Source organism: Klebsiella sp. CN_Kp066 (assembly GCF_040065135.1).
Taxonomy (GTDB): domain Bacteria; phylum Pseudomonadota; class Gammaproteobacteria; order Enterobacterales; family Enterobacteriaceae; genus Klebsiella; species Klebsiella oxytoca.
Map to the genome: position 1 here is coordinate 1 of NZ_JBEAIU010000029.1, position 16,986 is coordinate 16,986.

Sequence of the window (16,986 nt, forward strand, 5' to 3'; positions counted from 1 at the left end):
TCTGTCCGGGCTACGGGATGGCAGATGGCGGTGAACCTGTAGCCCGGGCAGGCGCTTAGCGCCGCCCCCGGGAGCAGAGTACAGGGGCCCGTAGCCCCGCTAAGCGCAGCGCGAGCGGGGGAAATCACAATACCTTAAACCCGTGCGTACCATCGCGCGCCAGCTGTTCAACCAGGCCGAACTCCCAGTCGAGGTAGGCCTGCATTGCCGCCGGGGAGTTATCGGTACCTTCATATGGGCGCTGATAGCGATCGCTGCGCGGCGTCGCCAGATGCGTCTCGCCATGCTCCAACGCCAGTCCGGCATCAATCCACGCCAGGGTGCCGCCGCTCAGCAGCTGCACCGGTTTACCGGTTAAAGCCGCTACCTCCGGCACTGCGTAGCGGGCCAGCAGGCTGCTGCCGCAGGTGACAACGTAACGTTCTCCTTGCGGTATCACCTCCAGCGCCTGGCGCAGCTGCGAACGAACCAGCCAGTAAGCGCCCGGGATATGCCGGGCGACATAGTTGGCGCTGGTGGTGAAGTCCAGCACCACGGTGCCGGGTACCCGCAGCTGTTCCGCTAACTGCTGTGGCGAAATCTCCTCCGCCTGCGGCCCCGGCGGTACTTTGGCCGCGGGGGTACCGCGCTCGCTAAAGTCTTCAGGGCGCGCATCATTTAACACCGCCACTTCCCACCCCATCTGCGCCAGCCAGGACGCCGTTATCGGCGCGCGTATCGCGTCATCGGCAATCAGCACAATCCGCGCTCCGCGCACGCTGGCGAAATGGTCGGTTTCCTGCACCAGCTGCCCGCCGGGCGCGCTAACGCTCAGCGGCAGATGGCCTGCGGCGTACTCCTCCGGGCTGCGAACGTCAAACAGGTAAGTCGTACGCGCGGGCTGCCGCAGCCAGCGCTGAAGGGTTGCGGTGTCTATAAAGGCGACGCCGGCGCGCTCCGCCAGCTGTCTCACCGCCGTCGCGCGTTCGACTGAGGCGCGAAAATCGGCATCGTAGCGGCGCTGCTGGCCGCGCTCAAGGTCAAGCCCGGCTAAGGTCCAGCCGATGGTGCCGTTGCGCAGCGCGTAGACCGGATTGGGCAAACCGGCGTTGCGCAGCGACTGCGTGCCGATAATACTGCGCGTGCGCCCCGCGCAGTTGACGATCACCGTCGCCTGCGGTGACGGAATCAGGCCCTCGATGCGCAGCGCCAGCTCCCCGCCGGGCACGCTGATGCTGCCGGGAATATTCATGGTGTGATACTCATCGAAACGGCGCGCGTCGACGACCACCACCTCCTGTTGACCCTCGAGCAGCGCCTTCACTTCCCCGGCGCTCAGCGAGGGGGTATGCCGCTCGCTCTCTACCAGCTCGCCGAACGCTTTACTCGGCGAATTCACGTCCTGAAACAGCTCCCCGCCGCTGCGTTGCCACCCCGAGAGGCCGCCTTCCAGCAGCGCGACATCCTGATAACCCCAGCTCTGCAGGCGCTCGACGGCCCGCTCCGCCAGACCTTCGCCGCCGTCATAGACGGTAATCGGCGTCGTCAGGCGCGGCACGCGTCGAAAAACATCCAGCTCCATTTTGCTGAGCGGCAGATTAGCGGCAAACAGCGGATGGCTGCGGGCAAAGTCGGCCTCTTCGCGAACATCGATCAGCGCCAGCTCCGCGCCGTCAAGCAGCGCCTGGCGCAGCTGAGCGGTCGGGCGATAAGAACAGATGGGCATATTAATTATCCTTTGAGAGATCCCAGATATTGGGCAAGTGGCGATTGGAGTAACCGGAGACAAAAGGTTTGACGAGGCCTTCCGGGGTATAGACCGCGCGCCTGACGCCGCCGATATTGCCGCCGTAAACGTGAATACTGATCGAGACGCTATCCGCGAGGGCGTTGCTCACCCGGTGAATATCGCCATCGCGGGAAGAGACTTTTTCTACTTCACCAGGGGAGAGGCGTTCGGCAACGCCGCTGACCACCGGCTGGCCGCGCTCGTCCAGGCGGTAGCGCTGATTCTCCTCCGCGCCGCGCAGCATGCCGATGGCGCCCCACACCCGATGATCGTGAATCGGCGTCGATTGCCCAGGCCCCCAGACGAAGCTGACGATGGAAAATCGCTGTCCGGAATCGGCATGCAGTAGATACTGCTGATAGTGGTGGGGGTGCGGCAGGGTGTACTCTTCCGGCAGCCAGTCATCTTTTTTTACCAGCGTGGCCAGGCGCTGAGCCACGGCGTCAAGCAGGGCTGGCTCATCGGCAAATTCGCGATGCAGGGCATCAAGGTCCTGAATAAACTGGCGTAATTTTTCCACTCGCGGTGCGGTCATGGTCGCTTCCTGTTGTCGGGACTGGTCTTTACGCTAGCAAAGGCGTTAATATAATTAAAATGCAATTTCCTCATATATTAATATGCAAAAATCACATTAAGGACGCTATGCGCATCGACGACATTGACGCACTGCTGGCCACCGTGCAGTTCTCCTCGCTTAATCAGGCCGCGGAATATCTCGGTATTACCCAATCGGCGATAACCCGCCGACTTCAGCGACTGGAGCAAACCCTCAACGTGACGCTGCTTGAGCGTCAGACCCGGCCGCTCACCCTGACCGCCGCCGGGCACCGGGTTTACGAGCAGTGCCTGAGCATCAAGCGGGAGACCAAAAAGCTGTACGGCCTGCTCGACCCCGAGGCCGAGCCGCACGGCATCCTGCGTCTCGGGGTTCCGCAGAGCGTGGCGGAAATTGCGCTGCAGCCGGCGCTGACCGCGCTGCGCCAGCAGTTTCCCGCCCTGAGACCGCAGGTGACCTGCGGCTGGAGCGGGCTGCTGCAAAAGCGCCTTGAAAGCGTCGAGCTGGACGGCGTGCTGGCGATGGGGCCGGAACAGCAACGCTTTGCTGAGGGCTGCGGCGGGCGCTTGCTGTGCCCGCTGGATATTGCGGTGATTGCGGCCAAAAGCTGGCGTCTTCACGCCGGGGCGCTGCGCGACTGCGCGGAAAAAGGCTGGGTGCTTAATCCCGACGGCTGCGGCCTGCGGGCCGGGCTGATTCGCGAGCTGCAGTCCCAGGGGCTGCGTCTGGCGCTGAATGTTGAGACCGCGGGTGCCCAGCTGCAAATCAGCCTCGTGGCGCAGGGGCTGGGGCTTGGCCTGGTCCCGCGCGCCGCGCTGGCCGCCAGCCCGTGGCGCGATGAGGTGACAATATTGACGCTGGCGGATTTCCAGCCCGAGGTGCATCTGTGGCTGGTTCACGCGCAGAATCTGGCTAATCTGAGCCAGCCGCTGACTTTTTTCGCCGGCAAAGTCGTTCAGCAGCTAAACGTATCTGGCTGAAACGTATATATAATTTTTATAAATGCTTATCTTGCATATTAAGATATGATAAAAATGCATTTTGTTCATTAAGAGCCCGTGTATAGGGTAATGAAAACGCGCCGCCGCGGCGGCCCACTCATTATCCTGCTACAAGGAGTTCTGCATGAGCATTCAATTTCTCGGCATGATCGGCCACCGCCTGTCGTCGGAAACCATCGCCCCGGTCGGCCCCATTTTTGACCGCGATTACATCGTGCGTTTCGCGCAAACCCACGAGGCCGCCGGGTTTGACCGCCTGCTGGTAGGCCACTGGTCCGATCAACCCGACGGATTTCTGGTGACCGCGCTGGCGGGCCTGTCGACGCAAAAGATCGGCTTCCTGTTGGCTCATCGTCCCGGTTTTGTCTCGCCGACCCTCGCTGCGCGTAAGTTCGCTACCCTTGAACATCTGCTGGGCGGACGGCTGGCTGTGCATATCATCAGCGGCGGCAATGACGCCGAGCAGCGCCGCGACGGCGATTATCTCGATCACGACCAGCGCTATGCGCGCACCGATGCCTTCCTTGAGACCCTTCGCACGGTGTGGACCGCCGAACAGCCGGTGGATATCGCCAATGACTTTTATCAGGCGGAACAGGCGTGGTCGGCGATACGCCCGCTGCAAAAACCGCATATCCCTCTCTACTTCGGCGGCTCGTCGGAAGCCGCTATCGCCGTGGCCGGCAAACACGCCAATGTTTTCGCTCTGTGGGGCGAGTCGCTGGCGCAAACCGAGGAAACCATCCAGCGCGTGCGGGCCGAGGCGGCGAAACATCAGCGAGAAATCGACTTCAGCGTCTCGTTCCGGCCGATTATCGCCGCGACCGAAGCTGAGGCCTGGGAAAAAGCCGAGCATATTCTGCACGTCGCCACCGAACGGGCGGCGCAGAGCGGGGACGGCTTCAAAGCCAAGCCCGACAGCGTCGGGGCGCAGCGTCTACGGGCCACCGCAGCGCAGGGCAAGGTGGTAGATAAACGTCTGTGGACCGGAATTGCGCAGCTGGTGGGCGGCGGCCACAACTCTACCGCGCTGGTAGGCACTCCGGAACAGGTTGCTGACGCGCTGCTCGATTATTACGACCTCGGCGTGCGCAACTTCCTGATCCGCGGATTCGATCCGCTCAACGATGCCCAGGAGTACGGTAAAGCGCTGCTGCCGATCGCCCGCGAAAAAGCGGCCCTGCGCGCCGCGGCGGAGCGCGCATCGTGAAACATCCGGCTACCGATGAGTGGGCGCGACGGCTCGCGGAGATTCGCCACCTGATGGCGGAGCAGGCGGCCAGCCTCGACGCCAGCGGCGACTTTCCCCGCGACAATATCGACCGTCTGCGCCAGCGCGGCTTTTTAAGCCTCGCCGTACCGCTGCAGTACGGCGGGGCAGGTGCCGATCTTCCCAGGCTCCAGCAGGCGATTGCCGCTATTGCCTGGGGCGAACCGGCGACGGCGCTGATCGTCTGCATGCAGTACCTGCATCATCTGCGGCTGGCGGAAAACGAGAACTGGTCCGAGCCGCTGCGCCAACGGGTTTTTCACGATGCCGTTGAGCGGGGAGGATTGATCAACAGTCTGCGCGTGGAGCCGGAACTGGGCTCCCCGGCGCGCGGCGGCCTGCCGCAAACCGTGGCGACCCGCCGCGCGGAAGGGTGGCAGATTAATGGCCATAAAATTTATACCACCGGTATTGAGGGGCTGAGCTGGCTGGCCATCTGGGGCCGTAGCGACGACGCTCCGCCGCTGGTCGGCACCTGGCTGGTGCCGCGCGAAAGTGACGGTATTAGCGTCGTCAAAAGCTGGGACCACGGCGGAATGCGGGCAACCGGCAGCCATGAAGTGCTGCTCAACAACGTGCAGGTGGCCGCCGATCACGCGGTGGATGTATGGGCTGCCGATGCGCCTCCCGCGCCGGATGCTGAACAGTTTCGCCTGTTTGCCAACCGCCACACGGCGCTACTGGCGGCAATTTACGACAGCATCGCGCGGGCGGCCCGCGACTGGCTGGTGTCCTGGCTGGGTACGCGTATCCCGGGGAGCCTTGGGCAACCGCTTTCCAGCCTGCCGCGGGTGCAGGAAAAAGTCGGCCAGATTGACGGCTGGCTACTGGTCAATCGCAGTCTGCTGGAAAAGGCCGCGCAGCTGGGCTTTTCCGCCATTGAGGCGAATCTCGCGAAAGTCACGATTACCGACAATGCCATTCAGGCGGTAAACCTGGCGCTGGAGCTCACCGGCAACCATGGCCTGAGTCGGCAAAATCCTCTGGAACGCCACTATCGTAACGTGCTGTGCGGACGGGTACACACCCCGCAGAGCGACAGCGCGTGGCTGGCGGCCGGCAAACACGCTTTTCAAAAATAAGGATAATTCTTATGCGCAGATTTAATGTTACCGCTTTAGGCGGCGCGATCATACTGCTGGTCCTCAGCGGCTATGCGGCGGCTGAGGAGCGAATCACCCTGCGAATTGCCGATCAAAAAGGCGGCATGCGTTCGCAGCTGGAGGCCGCCAACGCCCTGCAGAATCTCCCATATGAGATTAAATGGGCCGAGTTTCCGGCCGCCGCGCCGCTGGCGGAAGCGCTTAACGCCGGGGCGGTGGATGCGGGGATAATCGGCGATGCGCCGCTGCTGTTCGCGCTGGCTAACGGCGCGCCGGTTAAAGCCATCGCCGTCGATAAAAGCAACCCGGCCGGCACCGCGGTGCTGGTCTCGCCCGGCAGCGCGTTGAAAAGCGCCGCGGATTTAAAAGGCAAACGCATCGCTACCGGTAAAGGATCGATTGGCCACTTTGTGGCGCTGAAAGCGCTGGAGCAGGTGGGAATTTCGCCAAAGGATGTGCAGTGGGTGTTTCTCGGTCCGGTGGACGCCAAAGTGGCGCTGCTCAACGGTTCGGTTGATGCCTGGGCGACCTGGGAGCCGTACACCACGCAGCTGGTGAAGACCGCCGAGGGGCAGATCCTGGTCAGCGGCAAAGGGTTGCTGCCGGGCAACACCTTCCTGGCGGCAACCGATGATGCCCTGAAGGACCCGCAGAAGCGCGCGGCGCTGCAGGATTACCTCAATCGCCTGGCCGGCGCCGAGCGCTGGGCGTATGCCAATCTCGATAGCTACGGTAAAACCCTGGGGGAGATTATTCGCTTCCCGGCGGATATCGCCCGCGCGCAGTTTGCCAATCGCCAGTCGCAGTGGCAGCCTCTGAACGCGAAGACGGTCGCCCAGCAGCAGTCGACGGCGGATTTTTATCTCGCCAACGGGCTGATCCGCGCGAAGCTGGAGGTGACGCCGACGTTTGATAACGGCTTTAGCGTGCCTGCCGCGCAGGCCCATGCGGAGGCGACGCCATGATAACCTCTGCTTTTTCCCGCCGTCGTTTCTTACGCTTGACCGGCAGCCTTGCGCTGGCCGGCGCATCCCTGCCGCTTTGGGCTCACGATATGGCGGCCATGGCGAGCGGTGAGGAACACCCGGCCCTGCGCCTGGCGCAGCCGTACAAAATCAAGCTGGCGATTAACAAAAGCGCGGTGTGCCTGGCGCCAGTCGCCGTCGCCGAGCAGCAGAAGATCTTCAGTAAATACAATCTCGACGTGGAGTTCGTTAACTTCGGCAACTCGACGGACGTGCTGCTGGAGGCGATTGCCACCGGCAAGGCCGACGCTGGCGTCGGGATGGCGCTGCGCTGGCTGAAGGCGCTGGAGCAGGGCTTCGACGTGAAGCTCACCGCCGGAACCCACGGCGGCTGCCTGAACCTGCTGACGGCGAAAAACTCGCCGTTCGGCGGCCTGGAGAGCCTGAAGGGGCAAACCATCGGCGTCACCGATATGGCCGGGCCGGATAAAAACTTTTTCGCCATCTTGCTTAAGCGCCACGGTATCGATCCGATAAGCGATGTGCAGTGGAAAGTCTATCCGGCGGATTTGCTCAGCGTGGCGCTGGATAAACGCGAAATCGCCGCCATCAGCGGTAGCGAACCCTTTAGCTATCGTCTGCTGGACACCGGTAAATATCAGCTTATCGCCAGCAATATGACCGGCGATTATGCCAGGCTGAGCTGCTGCGTACTGGGGGTCAGCGGTAGCCTGGCGCGCGATCATAAACCGGCCGCTGCCGCGCTCACCCAGGCGATTCTTGAGGCGCACAGCTATGCCGCCGCGCACCCGGAGAGCGTGGCGCAATCCTTCCTCGCCCATGCGCTGAATACCAATGAGGCGGAGGTCAGCGGCATTCTCCACGGCCAGGGGCACGGTCATCACGCGGTGGGCGAAGCGTTTGTTAAAGAGCTGACCCAGTACGCGGTGGATCTTCAGCGGGTGCAGGTCATTAAACCGGGAACCGATCCCCATCAGTTTGCGGAGAGCATTTATGTCAACGTTTTCGCCTGAACGGGCGCTGGCGCGCCCGGCAAGCGGCAGGCCGCGGTGGACGGAAGGCTGGCTGGCCGCCGCGCTGTGGATGCTGGGCGGCTTGTATACGCTGGCCTGGCCCGATGCCGGGCGGCGCTGGCCGTTTAGCGAAGGGTGGGCGCTGGCGCAGTTCACCCTCGGCGGCGGGCTGCTGGTGCTGGCGCTGAGCTACCGCTACTGGCGGCAGCGGGGGACGCGTCTGCAGCATGCCGGAAAGTGGCTGGCGCTGCTGCCGCTGCTCTTTGCGCTGTGGGAAGGGCTGACGGCAAAGACGGCATTTTTGCCGGTGCCGTTTTTCGCGCCGCCGCAGGCGCTGATTGAGGTGCTGCACGATGACTGGCCGCGCCTGCTCGATAGCCTTCTGCATTCGCTGGGGCTGCTCGGGCTCGGGGTGCTGCTGGGCACCAGTTGCGGTTTTATCAGCGGGCTGGCGATCGGCTGGTCCCAGCGGATCGGCTACTGGGTGCATCCGGTGTTACGTCTGCTGGGGCCGGTGCCGTCCACCGCGCTGCTGCCGCTGTGCCTGTTTATCTTCCCTTCCAGCTTTGGCGCCAGCGTGTTTCTGATCGCGCTCAGCACCTGGTTCCCGGTGACCGTGCTGACCTGGTCCGGGGTTATCGGCATCGATAAGGCGTGGTATGACGTGGCGCGTACCCTGGGCGCCAGCCAGCGTTTCCTGATCCTGCGCGTGGCGATCCCCGCCGCCTTGCCGAACGTTTTTGTCGGCCTGTTTATGGGGCTGGGCGCGTCGTTTTCGGTGCTGATTGTCGCCGAAATGGTCGGCGTGAAATCCGGGATCGGCTTTTATCTGCAGTGGGCGCAGGGCTGGGCGGCCTATCCCAATATGTACGCGGCGCTGCTGGTGATGGCGCTGCTTTGCTCCGGCCTGATTAGCGGGCTGTTTATGGTGCGCGACCGGCTGCTGAGCTGGCAGCGGGGAGGGATGCAATGGTAACCGCGAACGCCACTTCTCAGGCGGCATCGACCGGCGCGGCGGTGTCGATAAGCCATCTGCATCATGCTTTTACCCTCGGCAAACGGACGGTGCCGGTGCTGGAGAATATCAGCCTGCAGTTGCGGCCCGGAGAAAGCGTCGCGCTGCTCGGCCCTTCAGGCTGCGGTAAATCCACTCTGCTGCGGCTGCTGGCGGGACTGGAGCCGCAGCAGGCCGGGCAAATTCAGATTGATGAGGCGGCGATGGGCGGGCCGGGGCCCGAGCGAATACTGGTGTTTCAGGACCCGACCCTTTATCCGTGGCTGACGGTGCGGCAAAACGTGCTGCTGGGGCCGCAGGCGCAGGGGAAAAAGGGGCTTGAGCCAAAGGCCGACGCGCTGATTGCGCGAATGGGTCTGCAGGCGTTTAGTGAGGCGTTGCCGCGCCAGCTTTCCGGCGGGATGGCGCAGCGTGCGGCGCTGGCGCGCGCGCTGCTGAATGAACCGCGTCTGCTGCTGCTCGACGAACCGTTGGGCAAACTGGATTCGCTTACCCGCATCAGCATGCAGCGGGAGCTGATCGCCCTGTGGCAGCAGCAGGGCTATACCAGCCTGCTGGTCACTCACGATATCGAAGAGGCGCTGCTACTGTGCGATCGGGTGTTAATCATGTCGCCGCGGCCGGGGCGGATTATCGCCGAGTTTGCGCTGCCGCTGGCGTATCCTCGCCATCGCGACAATCCGCTGCTGCTGCAGCATCGTCAGGATATTCTGCGTATTCTTGGCCAGGGAGAGGATTGGTAAGGCAACGTGCTAACCGGGGGCGTGCTCATTCTGACCGTTCGGCGGGTAGTCCCGGGAGCGGCGCGGTAGGGCCGCGCCTTGCCCGGGCTATGGTGTGGTAGCCCGGATAAGGCGCCGCGCGCCGCGATCCGGGACAGGGATGAGGCTTAAAAATCCATCTTCACCGTAAACTGCACTTCCCGCGGATCGCCGATCTGGTTACCGAGGTTATTGGTGCCGATGGAGGAGGTGTAATAGGTCTTATCGAACAGGTTCTTCACGTTAACCTGCAGGGTGACCGGATATTGTAGCTTCATCTTATAGGCGGCAAACACATCCGCCACCGCATAGCCCTGCAGATAATAATCCGCGCCGTTGGTCCCGGAACGTTTGCTCACCGCGCGACCGCCGCCGCCCACCGTCAGCGTATTGCTGTCGTAGACGTTATGAATGTCATAGCTCAGGAACAGCGAACCGGTGTGTTTCGGCACGTTCGGCAGCGGTTTGCCTTTGTAATCCGGATCGTCGGTGACCTTCGCATCGGTATAGCCGTAGCTGGCGATGACGCTCAGGTTATCGGTCAAGGATCCGGCCACGTCGACTTCGACGCCGCGAGAGCGCACCTTACCGGCGGTTTTCGCCACGGTTTCATCACCCACGGATTCCGTGTAGAGAACGTTGCGCTTATCAATATCAAACAGCGCAATATTGGCGGTGACGCCGTTGAACAGCTCAAACTTTGCGCCCAGCTCGTACGCCGTGGACTCTTCCGGCGGCAGGTTGCCGATATAGCTGGCGATAGAGGACTGCGGCATAAACGACTGCGCTACGTTACCGAACAACGAAACGGACGGCGTCAGCTTATAAACCAGGCCCGCTTTCGGCGTCCATTTTTGGTCGCTGCTGTCGGTATTGACGTTAAACGGGCGGCCCTTACCGGCGTACTGGGTGTAATACTGATAGCGCACTCCGGCAACGGCAATCCATTTATCGGTAAGATAGAGCGCGTCCTGAACGTAGCCCGCGTAGCTCTCCTGCTGAATGCGCTGGTCGCTGTCGGATGCCGAAGCGCTGGAGCATTTGCCAACAGTACCGTAGACCGGATTATAGATATTGAAACCCTTGACGTTCTTACAGCGGATCATATCGGTGCGCAGCAGATCGTAATTCTCATAGGCCAGACCAGTGAGGATCTCGTTGTAAAAGCCGCCAATAACCACGTTACCCTGTAAATCCGCTCGCGAAGAGTGCATTTTCTGGGTTGAACCGTGTGTGGCATCGACGCGGCGGGTCAGGTTGCCGGTCGCCGAGTCGTAGGCCATTACCCGGGCCTGATCGTCGTTGTAATGATCCTGGCTGTAGCTGTAGTCGAAGCGGGCGGTCCAGGCGTCGCTGAGACGGTATTCGGCATTCAGCTGCGCGAGATCGGAATAACCGTCGGTAATATTAAACGGTTCATCAAAACGGGTTTTACGATCGACGTTCACCGCATGACCGGTGTTCAGATCGAAGATGGTGCCGCGATCGAAGGGAGTACTGTAGTTACGGTGCGAATATGACACGTTCACCGTCCCCCGCTCGCCGAACCAGGTCAGAGAGGGGTTAATAAAGCTGCTCTTCTCTTTGCCGAAATTACGCCAGTAATCTTCATGCTGATATTCGCCAATCACCCGATACGCCAGCGGCGTCCCGTCAATGGGGCCGGTGACGTCAAATCGGCCGGTACCGCCGCCAAAGCTGGTGGAGGTGGCGGAAACAGAGCCGCCAAAAGTGCGCTCCGGGCGTTTGGTCACCACGTTGATTAATCCGCCGGGGTCGAGAATACCGTACAGCGTTGAGGCCGGGCCTTTAAGCACTTCGACGCGTTCGGTGGCGGCGGTAAAACTGCGCGGCAGTACGGTGCGCAAGCCGTTGGTCATGATTGAACCATCGCGGTTAGCGCCGAAGCCGCGGCGGGTAAAGGCATCCTGGGTTCCGCCGAGGGTATTGGTTTGCACCACGTTGGCGACGTTATACAGCGCTTCATCGAGGTTCGTCGCGTGCTGATCCTGCAGCACCTGTTCGCTGACAGTATTGACGACCTGAGGAATATCCAGCATCGGCATGGAGGTCAGGGTAGCGGTTGACGTATTGACCGGCTGATAACCGTTAGTGGCGCTTTGCCTGCTGCCGTCGGCCACGACCGTCATGGTCTCGTCGGCGGTTTTTTTTGTTGTATCGGCGCTATTAACCGCTGCCAATAATCCCGGTGAGGTGAAAAAAATTAGTGAAAAAAGCGCACGCCCTTTTAATGCCGAAGAAGGGACATTTAATGGAGTCATTGTTGTTTCTCGTGAACGAACCTCGCCTTTGCGGTGAGGTAAAGCCAATAAAATCATTGCCCTGGAAAATAAACCTGGCTGTTTTTTACGCCGTAACGCGCGCCAGATATGTAATTGAGAATCATTCAAACATGAAGAAATGTAGTAGTAAACGTTATGTAAGATAAAAAATCGGCGAAATGAATAATCAATCATTTAGCGGCGATCTGACGAGATGGTAAGCGTTTATTTTCTTGTTTTTATTGATAATAAATTTTTTACCTGGTCATTGACGCGGAGGTGATAAAGCGTGAAGTCAGACGCGGTAATGGGGTCTTGACTACTACATTCATCCACCGCATGATCAAAAGAGAATGAGATTTATTTATGTTTGAGTGCGGAACGCGCGGGCCCGACGCCACGCCGTTGCGGCGCGGGAGCGAGTTATGCCACAGCGGGTGTTGCCTGCAGAGCAGGGAATCGTCCTTGATTCCCTGTCGGCCGGATATGGCCAGACGTTAATTATCGACAATATTCATCTCACCATTCCTCACGGGAAAATGACCGTTCTGGCCGGTGCCAACGGTTCGGGTAAATCGACGCTGCTGTCGACTATCGCCCGGATGCTCAAGCCGCTGGGGGGCTGCGTACGTCTGGACGGCGAGGTGATTCACCAGATGCCGACCCGGGAAGTTTCCCGTCGGCTGGGCATTCTGCCGCAATCGCCGCTGACCCCGGAGGGGCTGACGGTTTTTGAACTGGTTTCGCGCGGGCGCTATCCGTGGCAGGGGCTGATGCGGCAATGGTCGCAAGCCGATGAACGGGCGGTGGAAGAGGCGCTACGGCTCACCGGCACCGCAGAATTCGCTCATTTACCGGTGGATAGCCTCTCCGGCGGCCAGCGCCAGCGCTGCTGGATCGCAATGGCCCTCGCTCAGCAAACGGCGACGATTCTGCTGGATGAACCCACTACCTGGCTCGATCTGCGCTATCAGGTCGATATCCTCGAACTGCTGCAAACTTTAACCCGCGAACACGGCCGCACCGTGGTGACCGTCCTGCACGACCTGAACTTTGCGGTGAACTACGCCGACCTGCTGGTATTTCTCAAAAAAGGGCAGATCGCCGGGGTGATTAATGAACAGGAAATCTGCACGCCGGAGCTGATCAAAAACGTCTTTGACGTGGACGTTCAGATGTCGCTCAACCCGCAGACCGGCAAGCCCTTTTTTATGCCGTTCCGCGCTCGTGAGGAGAAAGCTTTATGAGCGCCTCCGCGCTGCTGCTTCAGCGCCGACAATCCCGGCCCCGGCTGGCGCTGGTATTGCTGAGCCTGCTGCTGCTGGGCGGCTCGCTGGTGCATCTCGGGCTCGGCGCGCGCTGGATTGCCCCGCAAACGGTGTTGCAGGCGCTGTTCCATTACGATCCGCGCAATTTTGACCACCGAATTATCGTTGATTTACGTCTGGTACGTCTCGCGGCGGCGCTGCTTACCGGCGCGGCGCTCGGCGTGGCGGGCCTGCTGCTGCAAACCGTGATCCGCAACCCGCTGGGTGAGCCGCATATTCTCGGTCTTAACGCCGGCGCTTCGCTGGCGGTGGTGGCGACATCGGCGCTGGGGATCAGCCTCGGCGGCGTCGCGTTAGCCAGGCCGCTGACCGCCGCCTGCGGCGCGGCGCTGCTGTTTGGCGGCGTGATGCTGCTGTCGTCGTCCGGTCGCGGTGGCGTCACGCCGCTGCGCATTACCCTGTGCGGGGTGGCGCTGTCGGCCTTTGCCTCGGCGGTGACGGCGGCGATTCTGATCCTCGATGAACAAACGCTACTGGCGATGCGTACCTGGCTGGCGGGCGATCTTGCCGGGCTGAACTGGCAAACGCTGCGCGCTGCGCTACTTCCGGCGCTGGCGGGGCTGACGATCGCGCTGATCATTGCCCCGCGTCTGAACCTGCTGGCGCTGGGCGATAAGGTCGCGCTGGGGCTGGGGGTGAAAATCGTTCAGACCCGCCTGCTGGGGCTGGCCGCCATTGCGCTATTGTGCGGCTCCACGGTGGCGGTGGCCGGGCCGATCGGCTTTGTCGGGCTGGTGGTCCCCCACGCGGTGCGCCGGCTGATTAGCGAAGATATTCGCCTGGCGCTGCCGCTGGCCGCTCCGGTTGGCGCCCTGGTGCTGCTGCTGGCGGATATCGCCGCCCGCACGCTGGCGGCCCCCCAGGAGCTGGCGACCGGCGCAATGACCGCGCTGGTGGGGGCGCCGGTGTTTATTGTTATCGCCGCGAGGTTTTGTAAATGAAAAATGCCGTCCGTCGCGCCGGCTTTCGGCCGCTGACCTGCGGCCGCTGGCACATTCTGCTGAGGCCCGCGGCATTAAGCATCGCCGCTGTTGCGCTGCTCGTCATCCTGCTGCTGGCGCTGTTTGGCCTGACCCGCGGCAGTTTCCCGATGCCCTCCGGTACCCTGTTCCATGCGCTGCTGGGTGGGGGAATCGTGGGCGAACAGCAGCGATTTATTCTGTTTGATATCCGCCTGCCGAGGCTGTTTATGGCGCTGCTGTGCGGGGCGATGCTCGGTCTGGCCGGCGCGGCGATGCAGAGCATTACCCGCAACGGTCTGGCGGATCCCGGGCTTATCGGGGTGAAGGAGGGGGCCAGCATTGTCGTCCTGGCGCTGGTGCTGTTCTTCCCGGCGGTGGGCCTGGTCTGGCGGCCGCTGGCGGGAATGCTCGGCGGCGTGCTGGTGGCGCTGCTGGTTCTGGCGCTGGCCCGCGATTGTTCGCGCCCGCGCTTTATTCTCATTGGCATCGGCGTGTCGTGGACGCTGGCGGCGGCGGTCGGTATTTTTATGACTACCGCCGACGTGCGCGATGTACAAACGGCGATGATCTGGCTGGCGGGGAGTTTGCACGCGGCGACCTGGCCGCTGTTGGTCGTTGCCTTCTGCTGGGCGCTGCCCGGGGCGATGATCCTTTTTTTGACCGCCAGAGCCGCCGATGTGGCGCTGCTCGGCGACCGCACGGCCATCGGCCTCGGCATACGTCTGCAGCAGCTCACCCTGTTGCGCTTTTTCGCGCCGGTGCTGCTCACCTCCGCCAGCGTCTCCTGCGTCGGTAGCCTTGGCTTTGTTGGCCTGATGGCGCCGCATATGGCGCGTTTTCTGCTGCGCGGCGGCCAGGTGGCGCTGCTCTGCGGCAGCGCGTTAATTGGCGCGCTGCTGGTGTTAGTCACCGATACCATTGGCCGACTGGCGTTCGCGCCGCTGCAGATCCCCGCTGGGATCGTCATCGCTCTGGTCGGTTGCCCGTTTTTTATCGTTCTGCTCTGGCGTCGTCGTGACGCCCTGTAAATCAAAAAGGATCGCTATGCGTTGGTTCGTTTCTCTGCTGGTGCTGCTGGCGGGCGTCGCCTCGGCCGCCGATACGCAAACCTTTACCGACGACTTAGGTCGCACGGTCACCGTTCCACGACATCCGCAGCGCATTGTGTCGATGCACGATCTGGATATCACCATCCCGCTGATTGAGCTTGGCGTCCCGCCGGTGGCCAGCCATGGCCGGACGCGTCCGGACGGCAGCCACTTTTTACGCGCCAGCGCTCAGCTGACCGGCGTTGATTTTGATAACAGCGCGATTCGGTTTATCGGCACGGCGGATATCGATCTCGAGGCGGTAGCCGCCGCGAAACCGGACCTGATTATTACCGAGCCCAGCCGCCACGTTTCGGTGGAGCAGCTGGAGAAGATTGCGCCGACGGTCAGCATCGACCACCTGCAGGGCAGCGCGCCGCGCATCTATAGCAAGCTGGCGCAGCTCACCGGCACCCAGCCGCGGTTATTGATTCTCGAACGCCGCTATCAGGCGCAGATTGCCCAGCTGAAGTCGATTGTGGACACGCAAAAAATCGTGGTTTCGGTGATTCAGGCCAACAACGGCAAGGTTACCGTGCATCACTCTTATCATACGCTGGGCCGCGTGCTGCGCGATGCCGGATTTCGCTTTCCGCCGCTGATCGACAACATCCCCGATGGCCAGCGTATTGACGTCAGCGCCGAGCAGCTACCGGCGCTGGACGCCGATTTCGTATTTGCCACCTGGCGTTCCGATACCGGCGGCAGGCCGCAGGATGAGCTGCAGGCGATGGAGAGCGTGATGCCCGGCTGGTGCGACTTTATGCGCGCCTGCCGCACCGGGCGCTATATTCTGCTGCCGCGCGAGGAGGTTATCTCTAACTCCTACGCCGCGCTGTCGCTGATGGTCGCCCAGGTGCAGTCGCACATTGCCGGTCGTCCTTTGCCCGAGGGATTGCAATGAAAACGGTGGTTAAAAGAGAGAAGGGACGGGTGGACCTGTTCGGTGAACGTTTTCGCGCTCGCGCGCATCAACTGTCGCCACGTTTGCTGGCGGTGGTGAGCTATATCAACGAAAACCGGGAAGCGGTGCTGGAGCGCACGGCTATGGAAATCGCCGCCGCGACGAATACCTCGGACGCCACGGTGGTGCGCGCCATCCAGGCGCTCGGCTTCGCTGGCCTGCGGGAGCTGAAGCAGACCATGGAGCGCTGGTTCGGCCCGTCGGCGACCTCGTCGGAAAAAATGATCTCCACGGTGAGCGCCTTGTCCAGCGACGTCAATTCGAGCATCGATTTCGTGCTGGACGGGCATCAGCGGGCCTGCGAAGTGCTGTCGCGCCCCGCCAACCGTGCGGCGGTGGCGCAGGCGGTGGCGCTGCTCACCGACGCCCGCCAGGTGGGGATTTTCGGGATCGGCGCCTCGGGCATTCTGGCGGAATATACCGCCCGGCTGCTGAGCCGCATCGGTCTGCCTTCGTACGTGATGAACCGCACCGGGTTTAGCCTCGCCGAGCAGCTGATCGGCCTGCAGCGCGGCGACGTGCTGATTATGATGGGGCAAAAGTCGCCGCACCGGGAGGGGATGACGACCCTGCGCGAGGCCCGGCGACTGGGAATACCGACGATTTTGCTGACCCAGGCGGTGGATTCCCGCTTTAGCCAGGAGGCGCAGGTGGTGATTGAGGTGCCGCGCGGCGGCGATAACGGTCGGGTGCCGCTGCACGGTACGGTGCTGGTATGCCTGGAGATGATTGTGCTGTCGGTCGCCTCCACCGCGCCGCAAAAAACGGTGAAATCGATGAAGCGGATCAATGAATTGCATCGGGCTATTGGTAAATCCGGCGGTAAACGAAGCTAAACGACAGATAATTTACCGTCGGGAAGGTTTCCGGTTGCATGCCATGCTGACTG

The 16,986-nt window shown here is 61.8% G+C and carries 14 protein-coding genes and 1 pseudogene; 12 read left to right on the plus strand and 3 right to left on the minus strand.

Annotated elements, in window-relative coordinates; genetic code table 11:
- Positions 1–124 precede the first annotated feature (124 nt).
- Positions 125–1,705, minus strand: coding sequence for a rhodanese homology domain-containing protein (locus tag ABLV75_RS09840; protein WP_024274307.1), 1,581 nt, complete (start codon positions 1,703–1,705; stop codon positions 125–127).
- A 1-nt stretch (position 1,706) separates the two neighbouring features.
- Positions 1,707–2,303: a cysteine dioxygenase gene (locus ABLV75_RS09845; protein ID WP_004102858.1), complete on the minus strand. Its 597-nt coding sequence runs from the start codon at positions 2,301–2,303 to the stop codon at positions 1,707–1,709.
- A 107-nt stretch (positions 2,304–2,410) separates the two neighbouring features.
- On the opposite strand from ABLV75_RS09845, the gene ABLV75_RS09850 reads away from it, so the two are divergent.
- The 7 genes from ABLV75_RS09850 to ABLV75_RS09880 all read left to right on the plus strand — a co-directional run bounded on the left by ABLV75_RS09850 (position 2,411) and on the right by ABLV75_RS09880 (position 9,455).
- A complete protein-coding gene (locus ABLV75_RS09850; RefSeq protein ID WP_023321156.1) occupies positions 2,411–3,304 on the plus strand; it encodes a LysR family transcriptional regulator in 894 nt (297 codons plus the stop codon).
- A 145-nt stretch (positions 3,305–3,449) separates the two neighbouring features.
- Entirely contained in the window at positions 3,450–4,535 is a 1,086-nt protein-coding gene (locus ABLV75_RS09855; protein ID WP_023321155.1) for an LLM class flavin-dependent oxidoreductase, read from the plus strand.
- Positions 4,532–5,677 (plus strand): acyl-CoA dehydrogenase family protein, encoded by a 1,146-nt coding sequence (locus ABLV75_RS09860; protein WP_348854930.1) that lies wholly within the window; start codon positions 4,532–4,534, stop codon positions 5,675–5,677. Before ABLV75_RS09855 ends, ABLV75_RS09860 begins: the two co-directional genes overlap by 4 nt.
- 11 nt (positions 5,678–5,688) lie before the next feature.
- Entirely contained in the window at positions 5,689–6,663 is a 975-nt protein-coding gene (locus tag ABLV75_RS09865) for an ABC transporter substrate-binding protein (protein ID WP_049591869.1), read from the plus strand.
- Positions 6,660–7,697, plus strand: a complete 1,038-nt coding sequence (locus ABLV75_RS09870) for an ABC transporter substrate-binding protein (RefSeq protein ID WP_004113549.1) — start codon at positions 6,660–6,662, stop codon at positions 7,695–7,697. The genes ABLV75_RS09865 and ABLV75_RS09870 overlap by 4 nt, the downstream gene beginning before the upstream one ends.
- A complete protein-coding gene (locus tag ABLV75_RS09875; RefSeq protein ID WP_023321154.1) occupies positions 7,678–8,673 on the plus strand; it encodes an ABC transporter permease subunit in 996 nt (331 codons plus the stop codon). Before ABLV75_RS09870 ends, ABLV75_RS09875 begins: the two co-directional genes overlap by 20 nt.
- Entirely contained in the window at positions 8,667–9,455 is a 789-nt protein-coding gene (locus tag ABLV75_RS09880; RefSeq protein WP_004102846.1) for an ATP-binding cassette domain-containing protein, read from the plus strand. The genes ABLV75_RS09875 and ABLV75_RS09880 overlap by 7 nt, the downstream gene beginning before the upstream one ends.
- A gap of 146 nt (positions 9,456–9,601) precedes the next feature.
- On the opposite strand, the gene ABLV75_RS09885 is transcribed toward ABLV75_RS09880, so the two are convergent.
- Complete coding sequence (locus ABLV75_RS09885; RefSeq protein WP_085955742.1) at positions 9,602–11,623, minus strand: TonB-dependent siderophore receptor; 2,022 nt, start codon at positions 11,621–11,623, stop codon at positions 9,602–9,604.
- A gap of 557 nt (positions 11,624–12,180) precedes the next feature.
- On the opposite strand from ABLV75_RS09885, the gene ABLV75_RS09890 reads away from it, so the two are divergent.
- The 5 genes and pseudogenes from ABLV75_RS09890 to ABLV75_RS09910 all read left to right on the plus strand — a co-directional run bounded on the left by ABLV75_RS09890 (position 12,181) and on the right by ABLV75_RS09910 (position 16,933).
- Complete coding sequence (locus ABLV75_RS09890; RefSeq protein ID WP_004102842.1) at positions 12,181–13,002, plus strand: ABC transporter ATP-binding protein; 822 nt, start codon at positions 12,181–12,183, stop codon at positions 13,000–13,002.
- A complete protein-coding gene (locus ABLV75_RS09895) occupies positions 12,999–14,024 on the plus strand; it encodes an iron ABC transporter permease (RefSeq protein WP_348854931.1) in 1,026 nt (341 codons plus the stop codon). Before ABLV75_RS09890 ends, ABLV75_RS09895 begins: the two co-directional genes overlap by 4 nt.
- On the plus strand, positions 14,021–15,073 hold the full coding sequence (locus tag ABLV75_RS09900) for an iron ABC transporter permease (RefSeq protein WP_326933042.1): 1,053 nt from the start codon (positions 14,021–14,023) through the stop codon (positions 15,071–15,073). The genes ABLV75_RS09895 and ABLV75_RS09900 overlap by 4 nt, the downstream gene beginning before the upstream one ends.
- Positions 15,067–16,037 (plus strand): annotated as a pseudogene (locus tag ABLV75_RS09905) (ABC transporter substrate-binding protein); the annotation flags it as partial. The gene ABLV75_RS09900 and the pseudogene ABLV75_RS09905, both read left to right, overlap by 7 nt.
- Positions 16,034–16,933 carry a MurR/RpiR family transcriptional regulator gene (locus ABLV75_RS09910; RefSeq protein ID WP_004102837.1) on the plus strand — a complete coding sequence of 300 codons (900 nt, stop codon included), beginning with the start codon at positions 16,034–16,036 and terminating at the stop codon, positions 16,931–16,933. The pseudogene ABLV75_RS09905 and the gene ABLV75_RS09910, both read left to right, overlap by 4 nt.
- The last annotated feature ends 53 nt before the right edge of the window (positions 16,934–16,986 follow it).